Source organism: Savagea serpentis, from assembly GCF_015351395.1.
Taxonomy (GTDB): domain Bacteria; phylum Bacillota; class Bacilli; order Bacillales_A; family Planococcaceae; genus Savagea; species Savagea serpentis.
The window spans coordinates 61,085-76,066 of record NZ_JADKPV010000004.1; the positions used below are offsets into that span (position 1 = coordinate 61,085).

The following is a 14,982-nucleotide window of genomic DNA, read 5'->3' on the forward strand; positions in this document are numbered from 1 at the left end:
AACAAAGACAAACTAAAAATCGAATAAAGACTCACCATTCGCATCTTCTTCTTCCAAACGGACCGATTGCGCAGCTGCTGTGACAGGAAGTGAATTCGCTTCCGACGTGACAAATGTAGGAGTGAAGGGCTGCGTTGTTAAAATTGCTGAACTTGCTTTGCGACTACTCCCTCCTAGTGCTGCGTTACACAATGCTTGAATTGCTGTAAGGTGTGCACGAATATCCGCTATTTCGGATGTCGTACGAGCACTTTTTAGTTGTTGTTCAATTTCGTTTAAAATCGCTTCATAATTCATAATCGATTTCCTTCTTTCGGTGCGTATTTCATACAAGGTAAGCCTGACGAACGTAAAACGACCGCTGACGGGACTTCACGCGTCTTAAAACCGTACGCTTCACAAGCTCTCGGATTTTGACGTTCCCACGTCACGCGGAAATACTGACAGCGAAAACAGTTCGGCTTTACGGAATGGGCCATCCGATGCTCACCTTCTTCCAATCGATCGGTGTGAGCCCCGCTTCTTGTAATGCTTCGTTTGTGCGACTGTACGGACGACTGCCGAAAAATCCACGATGTGCGCTTAAAGGACTCGGATGTACACCTTCAATGATGACATGTTTTGATTGATTGATAAGCGCTTTTTTCTTTTTCGCTTCATTGCCCCATAAAATAAAGACGACGCGTTCTTCTTTGTCATTCAGTTGACGAATCACTTCATCCGTAACAACTTCCCAACCTTTTCCTTTATGCGAGTTTGGTTCACCTTCCCGCACCGTGAGCACAGCATTCAATAAAAGTACTCCTTGCGTCGCCCAACCAGTCAATGTCCCTTCTGTCGGTAGCTCGACTTGGAGATCTGTCGCCAGTTCCTTAAACATATTGCGCAAACTCGGCGGTAATGCGACGCCTGGCTTTACGGAGAAACTCATTCCGTGCGCTTGATTCGGACGATAATACGGATCTTGTCCGAGTATGACGACTTTCGTTTCTGAAAATGGGGTGCATTGGAGCGCCGTCCAAATATCGTGCATTTCTGGAAAAATCGTCGCATTCTTATATTCTTCTTTCAAAAACTCGCGTAGCTCAGCGTAAGCGGTAGACATGAAAATATGTTGCAGTTTTCCATCCCAATCATTGCCGATTAATTGTTTCACCTTCGTCACTCCTTAAATTCAATAATTACAGTATACCCTTCAAATTGAAACAACTCACGGATAAGACGTTCTGCATTTTGTTCCGCTTTTTCAAGAACGTGCTGTTGTTCTGCTTCTTTTTTGACAAGCTTTGTCGCTTCTTCCGCCAGTTCATAGGCTTCATCAATCGTTGCTTCCGAGCGAAATAGTCCTTCTGAAGAATAAATGTCAACCCGTTCAAAATCAAGGTTCACGCCTCCTAAAAAATCCGCATGCGGAATGCGAAATCGAACGGTTTTATTTTCTTCATCGATCATGAAATCTTCTTCTTTCACTTGGGATAAGTCAATTCCAGCTTTTACTGAACCTGGAATGACGACGAGCAGCTGTCTCTTCGTTCCCGGCAAGTTAATTCCAATCGATTGACCGAATACTTTATTATCTTCTCGCTCAATAATTACTTTTGTAATGGCTTCTGCTGTCGCAAGTTCAGAAACATCTCGAATTTGTTCAAGCACTTGTGACTTCCGTTCTTGCATCGATGAGCCTAAAAATAACGTATACACAGCGTATACAATAATCCCTGTAATGAGAAACATACCAAATACAACCGCCCAAATAATGGGACGCTTTTTTGATGAATTCATTCGCTTCACTCCTTTTCTCCGTTTAAGCATAAGAAAATTTCTTTCTTTTTACAACTTCAAACACGAGTTCGTCGCAATTTAAAATAGGCTTCTTTATAATATACCTATAAGGGAGGAATCATGATGCAAATTGTACAAGTCTATCAATTACAACAAGAATTAAACAAGCTTGCGAATCGCCCCGTCTACATCCATTTAGAAACGACAAATGGCGCGTATGCGGCGCATTTTCAAGAAGGTTTTTTTAATAGCGGTGCGTTCATCCGCAACGTGCAACTCAACTACTCACTCGGGAAAGTTACCCCTGACTATCCCCATCGCGTCGGTTTAAAATTAGAAGGCGGTTGGGTTTATGCGCAAGGGATTACACACTATATCGTCGATGAAGAAAACCGCCTTCTCATGGCAGGCCTAGACGGCGAAGGGAAGCTCGCGGTCAGTTTACAAATTAGCGAAACACCTTTCGCCAAATAATAAAGGAGGATTACTATGTTAGAAAAAGAACGCCACGTACTCGTCATTTTGCCTCATCCTGATGATGAATCATTCGCCTGTAGTTTAACATTATCGAAATACCGAGAACTCGGAGTCCCTGTCACGTACGTCTGTTGGACGCTTGGAGAGATGGGACGAAATTTTGGCAATCCTCCATTCGCCAATCGTGAAACATTACCGGGCATTCGAAAAGAAGAATTGATGAATGCTTGTCGCGCGATGAATGTTGAAGATGTGCGACTCGGTGGTTTGCGCGATAAAACATTAGAATTTGAAGACGATGAAGAGATGACGCAAAAAGTAGCAGCGTATATCGATGAATTACAACCGTCTGTTATTTATTCCTTTTATCCAGGCTTTTCTGTTCATCCGGATCACGAAGCTTCCGCACGTGCGGTCATTCGGGCAGTCCGAGCGCTTCCAGAAGACGAACGTCCAACACTTCATTTAATCGCATTCGCAAACGACACGGTCGAACATATTGGAGAGCCTGATATTCATCATCATTTACCTGAAATGGCGAAATATAAACAAGCGGCACTTGAAGCTCACGCTTCTCAAACAGCACTCGTTCTCGGTAATTTGAAGGATGGTATCGAAAAAGGAATGCCGGATGCGACCGCTTATTTTGAAAATGAATATTTCTACACATACGATTGGTCTAACGATACGGTCGAATAATTTGCTATACTAATACGCATAAGGAGATGACGTTTTGTGAGAAGCTTACCTTTTATGCGTATTTTATTATTAGTAGGACTCGGAATTGTACTTGCGTTCACATTTGAATCACTCGGTTTACCAACATATGTGACAATTGGCGCTATTTTTTTAGTGTTTATGATCATTTCTGTCAGTTGGCCATTTTACATCATTTACAAAACGGATAATTTAAAACTCGTCGACCGTTATATGAAAAATAATGCGAAGCGACCGATTTTCAATTATTCGTATCAATTAGCACATGGAACAGACGAGGATGTAATTAGCGCGCTTCATACGATGCTGGAACGTTTCCCGCAACCTGAAATGCAAATGGTGTACAAAGGAAATTTAGCGATTTTCAAAAAAGATGCGGACGCTTTACAAGCGCATGCCGAAAGCTTATCCCCTTCTGAATATCGCGTTTATTTTTTACTCATTGCGCACGCGATGCGTGGAGAGTTTGCAGAAGCGCGTCAATACGAAGCGAAATTAACGTCCCCGTGGACGCGCTTTTCAGCGGCATCGCTCATCGCTCATTATGAAGGAGATGAAGCGACAGCGGAACAACAGTTTCAACAATTGATGAATGTAACCCACGGCATGCAAAAGTATACGCTATACCATTCTTTCCAACGCTTGAACGCTTAAAAAAGCTGGCCTTTTGAAAAGGTCAGCTTTTTTATCATTCATTTAAAAGATAATGATCGCGTTCTCGGATAAGATGTTTTAATACTTTCGTGCTGTACGGCATTGCCAGTTGAACGAAAGAACCGAGTCCGAATGCGATGAGTACCGTTCCGATGCCGACAGGTCCTCCGAGGAACCAACCGCCGATTGCGACGAGCACTTCCATGAGCGTACGTGCTGTATTAATGCTCATATTTAACTTATCCATAAACAATAACATTAAACTATCGCGAGGCCCTGCCCCTAAGTTCGGAGCGATGTATATGCCGACACCGATTCCCATGACGATGACACCTAAAACAAAACTCGTCAAACTTGAAGCGAATGTCGGCGTTTCCGGTAAGACAGCTAAACTAATATCGATAAACGTTCCAATCACAACCATATTGATCCATGTGCCGATTTTCGGAAGTTTTTTTGTGAACAATGCTGTTAGCACAATGATTAAAAATCCTGTAATAATACTCCACATCCCGATCGTTAAACCGATTGTTTCGGTCAAACCGTAATGAAATACATCCCACGGTCCAATACCGAAACGCTCCCCTCGAATCGTCATGCCGATGCCGAACGATAAAATAATCATGCCACCTAAATAAAAGGCCCATCTCCAAAATACTGTGCGATTCATCAAGCGTTCGACTCCTGTTCTGCGATGAGTGAAACAAATGTCGCGTCGGTTACAGTAGCTAAATCATAGGGTGAGATAATCATTTGTAAACCGACTTTCCCTGCGCTGACCACAATCGTTTCTTGCTGCTTTGCTCGCTCTTCAATATACGTTGGAAATAATTTTTTCATTCCGACAGCCGAGCAACCGCCACGTACGTATCCTGTCTCTTTCGTTAATTCACTTAAAGGGAGCATTTCGATTTTTTTCACTCCGACGGCTTGCGCGGCTTTTTTTAAATCAAGTGTTTGGTCGACGGGAATTAAAAAGACGAAGCGCTCTCGTTCATGCATCGCAACGAGCGTTTTATATACGTGTTCAAATGCTTCTCCTGTCTTTTGGGCGACGGAAGTACCGTCTAATTGTCCATCATCCACTTCGTATTCTTTCAACTCAAATGGAATTTTTTTCTGCTCGAGTAGACGAACTGCATTCGTCTTTTGTATTTTTTTCTTCGCCATAAACCTCGCTCCTTTTGTTTTATTTTACATGAAACGCATGAAAAAAACCGCCTCTTCGATTTCGAAAAGACGGCTTCTGTTATGCGGCGTAATTAACGTTCGGCACATAAGGTAAAGATAATAAATTTTGTTGCGTCGTATACGTTTGTGTCGCAACGGATTCATAAGACGCAATCTCTGGCGGAATATGTTGGGCAATCCACGGTTGTTTTGCGAGATTTCGCGCTAGGTTATGAAGTGCGATGATCGATTCTGCATGGCGAATCGCACTCGATGCTTGACCGTGTAAAGCAATGTCAACAGGACTATTAAAATCATGTTCTGCTTCCGCGCGGACATCTTTCCACGTCCGAATCGTCTCTTCTAATGTTTGTCCGAGCGGAAGAGGGACTTGCTTCACTTGACCCGCTTGAAGCTTTTGTTGATCTTTCACCGTCTCCAATGCTTCTTCTTCGGTCAATGTGCCGAGTAATAAAGCTTCTAACCTTTTAACGAGCGCTTCTTTTGAATCTTTCATCTCGGCTTGCGTCGTATACGCTTGTTCGGCATTTTTTCGACGTACGGTATCGTAACGGCTTAATTTATCTTGCGCAACTGCTGATAAAATCGCATTCATTTCACTTCACTCCTTTCGCTTATTTATCGAATAATTGTTTTAAAGCATCGGCTAATGCTGTGTTCACTGGTTCATCATCTTGCTGTTTCATATATTTTTGTACCGTTCGTTTATCCGCTTTTGCGTTTGTTGATTTTTTACGGCGCTTTTCGAAAGATGATAGCTTTTCGCGATGTCCACATGAACAAACGAAAATACGACCTTCCCCTTCACCGCGTAATTGTAATTTTTTACGGCAGTTTGGACAGCGCGCATTCGTCTGTTGAGAAACATTTTGACGATGTCCACATTCGCGATCTTGACAGACGAGCATGACGCCACGCTTGCCATTCACGCGCAATAAAAATTTTCCGCAATCGGGACATGTTTTCCCCGATACGTTATCATGCTTAAACTTCGTTGTGTCATTCTTTATATTATTTACAGTTTTTTTAGAGAAGTCAATCATTTCTTGGATAAATGCTTCTTTCTTCATTTTACCATGAGCGATTTTTGTTAAATTCGTCTCCCATTCAGCAGTTAATGCTGGAGATTTAAGCTCCTCTGGAACTAAATTCAATAATTGGCGGCCTTTTGACGTAGTGTACAGCTCATTCCCTTTTTTCTCAATAACAAACATTTGGAAGAGACGCTCGATAATTTCAGCGCGTGTCGCAACTGTCCCGATGCCTCCTGTTTCTTGCAATGTTTGTACCGCTTGCTTCGACTCACCTTGCATGAAGGCAGATGGATTTTCCATCGCCGCGAGCAATGTTCCTTCGTTAAAACGTGCTGGTGGTTTCGTTTCGCCTGATGTGCGATGTAAAGAGCGAATCGGGAGTTTCTGCCCCTTTGAGAAGCTAGGTAGTAATGTCGACTCTGTCAACGTCGACTCCGTTACTGCACGATGACCGAGCTTCGTCATTTTTTCACCACGCGCTTTAAATGTCTCGTCCCCTACTCGAATGGTCACGGTCATTTGTTCGAATTCCGCAGGTCCTAAAAATGTTGCGAGGAAGCGTGCGGTAATTAAATCGTATAGCTGTTTCTCGCTGCCGGATAAACTCATATAATTCGGTGGCTCTTCCGTCGGGATAATCGCATGGTGGTCGGTGACGAGCTTGTCGTTAACGACCCCTTTTTGAATGACGAGCGGTTTCGTACGTGCAATTTGTTGTGCAATGTCACGGTACGTTCCGCGGTTGACTGCACGGATGCGGTCGAGCAATGTCGACTGCATATCGCTCGTTAAATGTTTCGAGTCCGTTCGTGGATACGTTACAATTTTATGACGCTCGTACAAGTTTTGGAGCGTGTTTAACGTTTCTTTCGCACTCCATTTCCAACGGTGAAACGCTTCTTTTTGGAGTTCTGTTAAGTCGAATAGAGGTTTCGCATATGTTTTTTTCGGTTTCGTTTCGACGTGAACGACTTCTGCATCTTTTTCATTTTCGAGTTGAGCGAACATCTTTTTCATTTTTGATTCATCGAATGTGCGCGTATTGCCTTTCGCATCTTGCCAAACGAAAAGTGCGTCATCCGTCTGTACTTCTAAACCGTAATACGTCTTCGGTTTAAAGTTTTGAATTTCTTCTTCTCTCGCGCGAATCATTGCGAGCGTCGGCGTTTGAACACGCCCCGTTGACAGTTGCGCATTATGCTTGACGGTAAGTGCACGCGTCGCATTAATGCCGACAATCCAGTCCGCTTCCGCACGAGCGACCGCTGCTGCGTACAAATTGTCGTACGCACGTCCGTCTTTCAATTGACGGAAACCATCTTGAATCGCTTTATCGGTAACGGAAGAAATCCAAAGACGTTTAATCGGTTTGCGAATGTTCGCGCGTTCCAAAATCCAACGCGCTACTAGCTCTCCTTCACGTCCCGCATCCGTTGCGATGATCACTTCATTTACATCTTTACGATTCAACTGTGCCTTCACTGCATTGTATTGCTTCGTCGTTTGACGAATCGGGACGAGTTTAAACGAATTCGGAATGATCGGTAAATCTTCCAACGTCCATTTTTGATATTTTTTATCGTATTGTTCCGGTGTCGCATGTGTGACGAGGTGACCGAGCGCCCACGTGACGATGTAACGGTCCCCTTCTAAATAGCCATTTCCTTTTTTATGACATTTCAAGACGCGCGCAATATCGCGTGCGACTGACGGTTTCTCTGCAAGTACTACTGATTTTGCCATGTAATCCCTCTTTCCATTCGTTCCTTTTAGTTTACCATGATTCTACTGAAAATAGAAAAAACGATAAGATGCACAAGTTGTGACAGCTTATCGTTTTACTTTTATTTTATTGTAGGAGGTGCTTCTCCCGGCAAATCTTTGTAACCTTTTGTCTCTTCTAAAGAAGTCGGTTCTACATAGTAGTCAACCACTTCTTTCATATTTTCTTCTTTCGCTGCACCTTCTTCATCGAGGCGTTCTTTCACACGCTCAATCGTCTTTTGTGGTGTGGCGAGAGCGACGACAGTGTCTCCTGCGAATGCTTGGATTTCTTTATCTTCCGAGAAAAATTCAATCGAGCCGTCTTCACGTTCGATAAATAGAAGAACGGACTGATTATCTCGATCACGCAAATAGTTCGTATAACTGTACTGTTTTGTAATCAGTGTACGTCGCATAACGTCCCCTCGAATGATGCGTCGCTCTAGTTCAGAAATTGGCAATGCCGGAATGAATAAAGATTGTCCTGCTTTTAACGGACGTTCCGCTTCATCATTCACTCGACGCGTTTCCGTTTGATACAAATGATCATAGCCTAAATCCGGACCGAAATCGGCGCACACATTCGCGTTGTAACGGTCTGAATGCGTCATCGCAATCATGTATTGATACGGTGTTAAGTCGACGTTTAACTCTGTCTGTTCTAATAAAATATTTCCTGTATAGCTTTTAATCCCTTTATTTCGCGCACTTACTAAGTTCGAATAGTTGCGGTCCACAATCATCACGTCATTCCCTGTTTTTTGAATCGCTTCCGCAAATTCCGCTGCAAATTTCGTTCCTCCGACGAGTAAGACGCCTGAATCATCGGTTGTCGCCAAGTTAAGTTTTTTCGCGACCCAACTGATTGAAAATCCGTGAAGGACGACGGTACCGAAGACGAGTGCGAACGTCAAGGCCGTTAAAATTTCAGCATCTTGATAGCCGTTATCGAGTAAAATCGTCGCAAAATATCCCGAAACGGTTAACGCGACAATTCCACGCGGTGCGATCCATCCGATAAGCAATTTCTCACGATAGTTTAACTCTGTCCCAATCGTTGAAATCCAAATCGATAATGGACGTACGACGATTAACATGACGACGACGAATGCGATAATATTCGGATTCATAATTTGAAGCAAGACGTCAGGGCTAAGTGATGCTGTCAACATAACGAATATTCCTGAAATGAGTAATACAGAAATGTTTTCTTTGAAATGTTTAATATCATCGAGGCTTGAGATGCGCATATTGGCCATCGTCATCCCCATCGCTGTTACTGCAAGCAAGCCTGTTTCGTGCATAATTTCATCCGATAATACGAATGTGAAAATGACGACAGCAAACAGGACAGGCGCTTTTAAAAACTCCGGAATGCCACCGCGCTCTAGACTGCGACCGATAAACCAGCCGGCAAAGCAACCGATGAATACCGCAAAACCAGAAGCGGCAAAGAACATGAGTAATGTATTGAAGTTCACTTCACCGTTAATGTACTTAATGAACTCATAAGCAAATACTGCGAGCAATGCGCCGAATGGGTCAACAACGATGCCTTCCCATTTTAAAATGGCAGCGGGTCTCGGCTTGAGACGCGCTTGGCGCAAAAGAGGCAAGATGACGGTCGGTCCTGTCACGATGAACAAGCCTCCGATAATCCATGCGACTGCCCATGACAAGCCAGCGACGTAATGCGCAGCAAGTGAGCCACCAATCCATGCGATAAACGCACCAACTGTCACAATGCGACCGACTGGCTTACTAAATCCTTTAATTTCTTTAAAGTCTAAATTTAAACTACCTTCAAATAAAATGATCGCAACAGCGAGCGATATAATAGGGCTGAATAAATCTCCCATCGTTTCTTGCGGATTGATGAAGCCAAAAATGGGTCCGACGAGCAATCCTGCAATCGACATAACCACAATCGCTGGCATGCTGAATCGCCAAGCGACCCATTGCGAAATGATGCCGAGTAAAACGACGAACATGAGATCAAATAATAATGAATCGAACAACTATGTATCCCCCTATCTTCTAACGAAATATCGACCATTCTACACTATACCCGATAAAAATGGAAACAATCTTCATCTTACGGTACACTAAAAGTATTAATACATGTGAGGAGTTTTGTAAATGGACCGCAAACAAATTGAACGTGAGATGGAAGAAGTGAAGTACGACTATATGAACTTACAACATGATATCGAAAAATTAGAAGTGACAGGTCATGCGAAACAAGTCGAACAATCGGAAGAGCGTCTCGCTCGCATGGAAGAACGTTTACGCGAATTACGATTGATGCTTGCGAATACACCCTAATCACTAAAATACCGTTTTCGTCTAATGGCGAAAACGGTATTTTTTATTGTTCCATTGGCACAGTGATGACGATTTCGATCCCGCCACTCGCATTGCGTGCCACAATCGTACCGTGTTGTTGGTGAACGATTTGTTTGGCAATCGCAAGTCCCAGTCCCGTTCCTTCTATCGTCTCACTCGTATTCGTGCCTCGATAGTAGCGTTCAAACATTTGTTGTAACAATTGTTCTGGCAAAGGCTCTGCCTCATTCCAAATCGACAAAATCGCCTCATTATTTCTACGCTCTACACGTATGCGGACGATGCCTTCTGAATATTTCAACCCGTTTGACACGACATTATCTAATACACGTTCAAAAGCGATCGTATCGAGTAAGACGCTTACTTCTTCTCCTTGTACATTGAGGCGTGATGCTTGAATATGTTTTTCACTATATTCTTGCACGTAATGCAACAATTCAACCGGTCTCTCTTCTAAAGTGACCTGGCGATGTTGCAGCGCATACGTATAATTCAAATCATCGAGTAAAGCGTTCATATACGATGCCTTCTTTTCAATCGTTTCAGCAAATTGCCTCACTTCTTCTTCCGACCAATGATAGTCCGAATTTAACATGACCGCATAGCCGTACATCGAACTGAGTGGGGTTTTTAAATCATGAGAAAGCCCTGTAATCCACTCTTCTCGCAACTGATCATGTTGCGCACGCTCTTCTTCTGCAAGTTGTAATTTCTTCGTCAAATCGCGCAATGATTCATCGACACTCGCATATAAATTGTATTTTCGTTTCAATTTTTCATTTTTGTATAAGCGTTTTGGGTATGTCAATGTGTAGTCGCGCATGCTTAGGCGTTCCATCCACTTTAAGAAATGATAGAGGGGTCTGGCAAAACGCGTCCCAATCCACCACGAAAAGAGCACCGCTACAAAAAGGAGAACGAGGTGAAACGATACAATCCATTTTAAAAAGCTAAGCGGATCAAATTGTACAGGTAAATAATACGTATTTGGGAGACGTACGACAATGAGTTCGTCGTCTTGTTGCATAAAGGAGACGATTTCGCGTTCCTCTGAAAAATAAGGAGAACCTGAGACAATATCTTCTAAGCGGAGTGGCTCAGTAGATTCGTCTGTCGTCGTTAAACGACGCCCTTCCTCATTATATGTTTCCCATACACCATCGCTTCGTTCGCCCGTTTTTGCATAACGATACATTTGTTCATCCGCTTCCGTATAAGGAATGAACAACATATGATGGTCTTGTTCGATATCCCAAACATAATATTTTTGACGGTGTTTTAATAATTGTTCGAACGTATAGGAAGTCGGCGCATGATAGTGCGGATGAGTCGTTTGGACAACTTGTCCTTTGTCATTAATCATTTGTAACACTCCACCGCTCCGTTCGGCAATGAGCCGATCTTCTTCATCGAATTGATGGTCGGTATAATGCGCCTCGATATCCGTCGTCGTCAAATCTTCTACACGCGTATGTAAACTCGCTGGATCACTTTGAAAAAACATATAGAAAAAAGTCATGACGAACGCAAAGAAACTGATGAAATAAAAACCTAAAAAGTAAATCGTGAAACGCCCGAACAATGTTTTAACAGACCGTTTTTTCATATTATGCCTCCCGCTTTAATTTATATCCGATTCCTCTCATCGTAACGAGCAATTGCGGATCGCTCGGATTATCCTCTATTTTTTCACGCAATTTCCGAATATGTACCATAATCGTATTATCATCGATATACTCCTCTTGCCATACCGCTTCATACAATTGCTCTTTTGATAACACTTGATCGAGATGCGTCGCGAAAAAGGCGAGGAGTTGGTATTGTTTTCCCGTCAGTTCTACTTCTTGATTTTCCACAAGTAATAAGGCCGCTTTCGTGTCGAGTATACAATTGCCGAACCGAATGCGCGCATTACCGTCGTGCTGTCCGACGTAACGTTTCATTTGAGCATTCACTCGCGCTGCTAATTCTAAAGGATTAAACGGCTTCTTAATATAATCATCCGCTCCTTGCATAAAGCCTGTCAGAACGTCAGCATCGCTTGTAAGCGCCGTTAAAAAGAAAATTGGTGCATTGCCTTTCTCACGTGCGACGGTGGCTAAATCGAGCCCAGAACCGTCCGGCAACATAATATCTAATAAATATAAATCAAATGCACTGCGTTGAATCGCGTCTTTCGCTTCTTGATACGTATGGACAACTGTAATATTCGTCCATCCTTCCTTTTCTAAAATAATGCGAATCATTTGGGCGATCGCCACTTCATCATCTACGACTAGAATACGTTTTGCATATAGTGAATTCAATGATTGTTCCTCCTTTTAAGCTAAGTTTAAGATAAGTGAAAACGTGCGATAAGCTTCTCTCACTATACTAAAAATACGCAAACAACTATAGAGAGAAGGTCACTTTATGATAGAACGTCCTACAGAACGTGTCCACGTCGTTGATGCTTTACGTGGTTTTAGTTTATTCGGAATTTTACTCGCGAACTTACTTATTTTTCAATACGGCATGTTCGGAAAAGATATGATCGAACTGTTCCCGATTTCTACTTTTGACGAGATCGCTTACGATTTTACGAAAATCGCAATCGAAGGAAGCTTTTTACCGATTTTCGCTTTGCTTTTCGGCTTTTCACTCGTGAAGTTATCAGATAGCTTAAAAAGAAAAAATGCGCGTCCGAAATGGCATTTATTCCGCCGTGGTGTACTATTGCTCGCAGCAGGTCTTTTGCACAGTTATTTCATTTGGGAAGGTGACATTCTCGCCTTTTACGGAGGGATGGCGATTTTATTATTGCCTTTCGTTCACCGAAAACCTTTAACTGTCGCGATTTTAGGTTTACTGAGCTTATTCCTCCCCCTCATCATGAGCTTCGTCTTTATGGGGGATTCTTCCGATACATTATTGCTCGGTGAAGATGAAACGACGAGAGCGTACGTCGAACAATCAATTCCGATTTATGCGAACGGCTCATACACTGACATTCATCAATTCGTTCAAGAAGTGAGTCCTTACGATGAAGAAATGGAAGCGATGATGGGAGTCATTACACTCATTTTGCCATTTATTACAGGTTCTTTATTTTTACTCGGAATGTGGACGGCAAAAGTGAATTTCTTCCACGATTCGAAATATGCAAAATGGTATAAGCTCGGTGTTCCACTCGTCCTAGTCGGACTCGTTTTAAAAGCGATTGTTCATTTTGATTGGAGTGAAAACCTCGTATTACAAGCGGTCGCTGAACAAGGTCCACACTTGCTCGCTTTCGGATATATTTTAACATTCGCTCAAATGTATTATGCTACTCCACACGCTCTCCTCTTTAAAGGATTTGAAGCGGTCGGCAAATTATCTTTAACGAATTATATTATGCAATCTGTTATCACAACTTTTATTTTTTACGGATACGGCTTCGGCTTGTTCGGTTCACTCGGTGTTTGGAAAGCGATGATTCTCGGACTCGTCATTTACACGTTGCAATGTGTCGGAAGTGTATTGTATCTCCGCTATTTCAAACGCGGTCCTTTAGAAACATTGCTTCGCATCGGGACAAACTTAACGTGGAAAGGACATGTGCGTCCTCGTCGACCGAAAGCTTCAGCTGCACAAGAAATCATTTCTTAATAGAAACAAAAAATAGACAAAGCCCATGAATTGTTGGGACTTTGTCTATTTTTGTATTAACGATTCGCACGTTCGTATGCTTCGACTAATAAATCGACGATATGTACACCGTCCATTTTGTCAGATAATCCTTCACGTTCAATTCCGAGCTTCATTTGTAATAAGCATCCTGGATTTGTCGTGACGATTGTTTTCGCATCTGTCGCTTTTACATGCGTCATCTTTTTATCTAAAATTTGCATCGACATGTCAGATTCTACTAAGTTGTAAATCCCTGCTGAGCCACAGCAACTGTCAGCGCCAACCATTTCGACAAATTCGACGCCTTCGATTGCGCGCAATAATTGACGTGGTTGTTCGCTTACCTTTTGACCGTTGCGTAAGTGACATGAATCTTGATACGTGACGATTTGACGCGGCAATGATAATTTTTGTTTATGGAAGTCGAGGTCCACTAAAATCGACGTAATGTCTTGAATTTTCGCTGAAAATGCTTCCGCGCGCGCTTTCCATTCTGGTTCATCACGTAATAAATGTCCGTAATCGACTAAAAATGCTCCACATCCACCTGCGTTCGTAATAATATAATCGACGCCCGCTTTTTCGAATGCTTCGATATTGCGCTTCGCTAACACTTTCGATTGATCGACCTCTCCACTGTGACCATGGAGCGCTCCACAACAGCCTTGCCCTTCTGGAACGACGATTTCACAACCTGCATATTGAAGCAATTTCGTTGTCGATTCATTCGTTTTTAAAAATAGTGTATCCATTAAACAACCGCCGAAAAACGCTACTTTTTTCGTCTTTTTGCCAATCGGTTCATAGTAACGTGGACGATTTTGCATTTGTCGTTTCGTCGGCGCTTTCGGTAACACTTTTTCCATCGTAGCCATCGTATCTGGAAGCATGCTCATTAAGCCGAATGAATGAGCGAATTTGCCGATTCCCGTACGTTGGTAAATGCCGAGTAAGTTAACGGCAGACACCATTTCTTTTTGATCCATGAAGAAGCGATTCAATACTTGTGTACGCGCAACTTTTTCCGTTGCGGATTGGTTGTTTACTTCATAAATCGCATGACGCGCTTGTTCTAACAATTGTCCGAAGTTTACACCTGAAGGACAAGCTGTCTCACAAGCACGACATCCGAGACAAAGGTCAATGGAGCGTTTCACTTCATCGTCCGGCTCGATTAAACCGTCGACGACACCTTTCATAATCGCGATACGACCACGTGGTGAATGTTTCTCATCTTGATTCGTTTCTTTATATGTTGGACAGCTCGGTAAACAAAAGCCGCAACGTGTACAGTTCATTAGTTCATCATAATCCATCTTCGCGACAAAGTTTTGTTGAATTTTTTTGCGTTCACGTGTTTGCATTT

At 42.8% G+C, this 14,982-nt stretch carries 17 protein-coding genes; 5 read left to right on the forward strand and 12 right to left on the reverse strand.

Features of this window, described 5'->3' with window-relative positions; translation table 11 throughout:
* Positions 1-12 precede the first annotated feature (12 nt).
* Genes IRY55_RS08760 through IRY55_RS08775 form a run of 4 tightly spaced genes read right to left on the reverse strand, consistent with a single transcriptional unit; the run spans position 13 to position 1,782 of the window.
* Positions 13-297, reverse strand: coding sequence for a YwdI family protein (locus IRY55_RS08760; RefSeq protein WP_194562935.1), 285 nt, complete (start codon positions 295-297; stop codon positions 13-15).
* A complete protein-coding gene (locus IRY55_RS08765) occupies positions 294-479 on the reverse strand; it encodes a uracil-DNA glycosylase (protein ID WP_194562936.1) in 186 nt (61 codons plus the stop codon). The genes IRY55_RS08760 and IRY55_RS08765 overlap by 4 nt, the downstream gene beginning before the upstream one ends.
* Positions 464-1,156, reverse strand: coding sequence for a uracil-DNA glycosylase (locus tag IRY55_RS08770; RefSeq protein ID WP_328799645.1), 693 nt, complete (start codon positions 1,154-1,156; stop codon positions 464-466). Before IRY55_RS08770 ends, IRY55_RS08765 begins: the two co-directional genes overlap by 16 nt.
* Before the next feature lie 5 nt (positions 1,157-1,161).
* Positions 1,162-1,782, reverse strand: a complete 621-nt coding sequence (locus IRY55_RS08775) for a DUF4230 domain-containing protein (RefSeq protein ID WP_194562937.1) — start codon at positions 1,780-1,782, stop codon at positions 1,162-1,164.
* Positions 1,783-1,905: 123 nt separating this feature from the next.
* Here IRY55_RS08775 and IRY55_RS08780 point away from each other — a divergent pair, with 123 nt between their 5' ends.
* The 3 genes from IRY55_RS08780 to IRY55_RS08790 are packed head-to-tail and all read left to right on the forward strand — an operon-like array spanning position 1,906 to position 3,630.
* Entirely contained in the window at positions 1,906-2,256 is a 351-nt protein-coding gene (locus IRY55_RS08780; RefSeq protein ID WP_194562938.1) for a YojF family protein, read from the forward strand.
* Between the two features lie 15 nt (positions 2,257-2,271).
* Positions 2,272-2,958 (forward strand): bacillithiol biosynthesis deacetylase BshB2, encoded by a 687-nt coding sequence (bshB2, locus tag IRY55_RS08785; protein ID WP_194562939.1) that lies wholly within the window; start codon positions 2,272-2,274, stop codon positions 2,956-2,958.
* 36 nt (positions 2,959-2,994) lie between these two features.
* Positions 2,995-3,630, forward strand: a complete 636-nt coding sequence (locus tag IRY55_RS08790; protein ID WP_194562940.1) for a hypothetical protein — start codon at positions 2,995-2,997, stop codon at positions 3,628-3,630.
* A 34-nt stretch (positions 3,631-3,664) separates the two neighbouring features.
* On the opposite strand, the gene IRY55_RS08795 is transcribed toward IRY55_RS08790, so the two are convergent.
* The 5 genes from IRY55_RS08795 to IRY55_RS08815 form a co-directional block, all read right to left on the reverse strand.
* Positions 3,665-4,300, reverse strand: a complete 636-nt coding sequence (locus IRY55_RS08795) for a YczE/YyaS/YitT family protein (protein WP_194562941.1) — start codon at positions 4,298-4,300, stop codon at positions 3,665-3,667.
* Entirely contained in the window at positions 4,300-4,800 is a 501-nt protein-coding gene (gene ybaK / locus IRY55_RS08800) for a Cys-tRNA(Pro) deacylase (protein ID WP_194562942.1), read from the reverse strand. Before ybaK ends, IRY55_RS08795 begins: the two co-directional genes overlap by 1 nt.
* 79 nt (positions 4,801-4,879) lie before the next feature.
* Positions 4,880-5,416, reverse strand: coding sequence for a hypothetical protein (locus tag IRY55_RS08805; protein WP_194562943.1), 537 nt, complete (start codon positions 5,414-5,416; stop codon positions 4,880-4,882).
* A 19-nt stretch (positions 5,417-5,435) separates the two neighbouring features.
* Complete coding sequence (locus tag IRY55_RS08810; protein ID WP_194562944.1) at positions 5,436-7,598, reverse strand: DNA topoisomerase III; 2,163 nt, start codon at positions 7,596-7,598, stop codon at positions 5,436-5,438.
* A 101-nt stretch (positions 7,599-7,699) separates the two neighbouring features.
* Positions 7,700-9,637 (reverse strand): cation:proton antiporter, encoded by a 1,938-nt coding sequence (locus IRY55_RS08815; RefSeq protein ID WP_194562945.1) that lies wholly within the window; start codon positions 9,635-9,637, stop codon positions 7,700-7,702.
* 121 nt (positions 9,638-9,758) lie between these two features.
* On the opposite strand from IRY55_RS08815, the gene IRY55_RS08820 reads away from it, so the two are divergent.
* Positions 9,759-9,944 (forward strand): SE1832 family protein, encoded by a 186-nt coding sequence (locus IRY55_RS08820; RefSeq protein WP_194562946.1) that lies wholly within the window; start codon positions 9,759-9,761, stop codon positions 9,942-9,944.
* Between the two features lie 43 nt (positions 9,945-9,987).
* Here the strand turns inward: IRY55_RS08820 and IRY55_RS08825 are convergent, their stop codons facing one another.
* Entirely contained in the window at positions 9,988-11,571 is a 1,584-nt protein-coding gene (locus tag IRY55_RS08825) for a sensor histidine kinase (RefSeq protein WP_194562947.1), read from the reverse strand.
* 1 nt (position 11,572) lies between these two features.
* On the reverse strand, positions 11,573-12,271 hold the full coding sequence (locus IRY55_RS08830) for a response regulator transcription factor (protein ID WP_235961107.1): 699 nt from the start codon (positions 12,269-12,271) through the stop codon (positions 11,573-11,575).
* Positions 12,272-12,377: 106 nt separating this feature from the next.
* On the opposite strand from IRY55_RS08830, the gene IRY55_RS08835 reads away from it, so the two are divergent.
* Positions 12,378-13,595 carry a DUF418 domain-containing protein gene (locus IRY55_RS08835; RefSeq protein WP_194562948.1) on the forward strand — a complete coding sequence of 406 codons (1,218 nt, stop codon included), beginning with the start codon at positions 12,378-12,380 and terminating at the stop codon, positions 13,593-13,595.
* 56 nt (positions 13,596-13,651) lie between these two features.
* On the opposite strand, the gene IRY55_RS08840 is transcribed toward IRY55_RS08835, so the two are convergent.
* A complete protein-coding gene (locus tag IRY55_RS08840; RefSeq protein WP_194562949.1) occupies positions 13,652-14,980 on the reverse strand; it encodes a (Fe-S)-binding protein in 1,329 nt (442 codons plus the stop codon).
* Between the last annotated feature and the right edge of the window lie 2 nt (positions 14,981-14,982).

Bases quoted from the DNA above. Each gene is read 5' to 3' on its own strand.
- IRY55_RS08775 (WP_194562937.1), bottom strand. From the start codon at position 1,782: ATGAATTCATCAAAAAAGCGTCCCATTATTTGGGCGGTTGTATTTGGT.
- IRY55_RS08780 (WP_194562938.1), top strand. From the start codon at position 1,906: ATGCAAATTGTACAAGTCTATCAATTACAACAAGAATTAAACAAGCTT.
- ybaK (WP_194562942.1), bottom strand. From the start codon at position 4,800: ATGGCGAAGAAAAAAATACAAAAGACGAATGCAGTTCGTCTACTCGAG.
- IRY55_RS08825 (WP_194562947.1), bottom strand. From the start codon at position 11,571: ATGAAAAAACGGTCTGTTAAAACATTGTTCGGGCGTTTCACGATTTAC.
- IRY55_RS08805 (WP_194562943.1), bottom strand. From the start codon at position 5,416: ATGAATGCGATTTTATCAGCAGTTGCGCAAGATAAATTAAGCCGTTAC.
- IRY55_RS08795 (WP_194562941.1), bottom strand. From the start codon at position 4,300: ATGAATCGCACAGTATTTTGGAGATGGGCCTTTTATTTAGGTGGCATG.
- IRY55_RS08820 (WP_194562946.1), top strand. From the start codon at position 9,759: ATGGACCGCAAACAAATTGAACGTGAGATGGAAGAAGTGAAGTACGAC.
- IRY55_RS08760 (WP_194562935.1), bottom strand. From the start codon at position 297: ATGAATTATGAAGCGATTTTAAACGAAATTGAACAACAACTAAAAAGT.
- IRY55_RS08840 (WP_194562949.1), bottom strand. From the start codon at position 14,980: ATGCAAACACGTGAACGCAAAAAAATTCAACAAAACTTTGTCGCGAAG.
- IRY55_RS08810 (WP_194562944.1), bottom strand. From the start codon at position 7,598: ATGGCAAAATCAGTAGTACTTGCAGAGAAACCGTCAGTCGCACGCGAT.
- IRY55_RS08765 (WP_194562936.1), bottom strand. From the start codon at position 479: ATGGCCCATTCCGTAAAGCCGAACTGTTTTCGCTGTCAGTATTTCCGC.
- bshB2 (WP_194562939.1), top strand. From the start codon at position 2,272: ATGTTAGAAAAAGAACGCCACGTACTCGTCATTTTGCCTCATCCTGAT.
- IRY55_RS08835 (WP_194562948.1), top strand. From the start codon at position 12,378: ATGATAGAACGTCCTACAGAACGTGTCCACGTCGTTGATGCTTTACGT.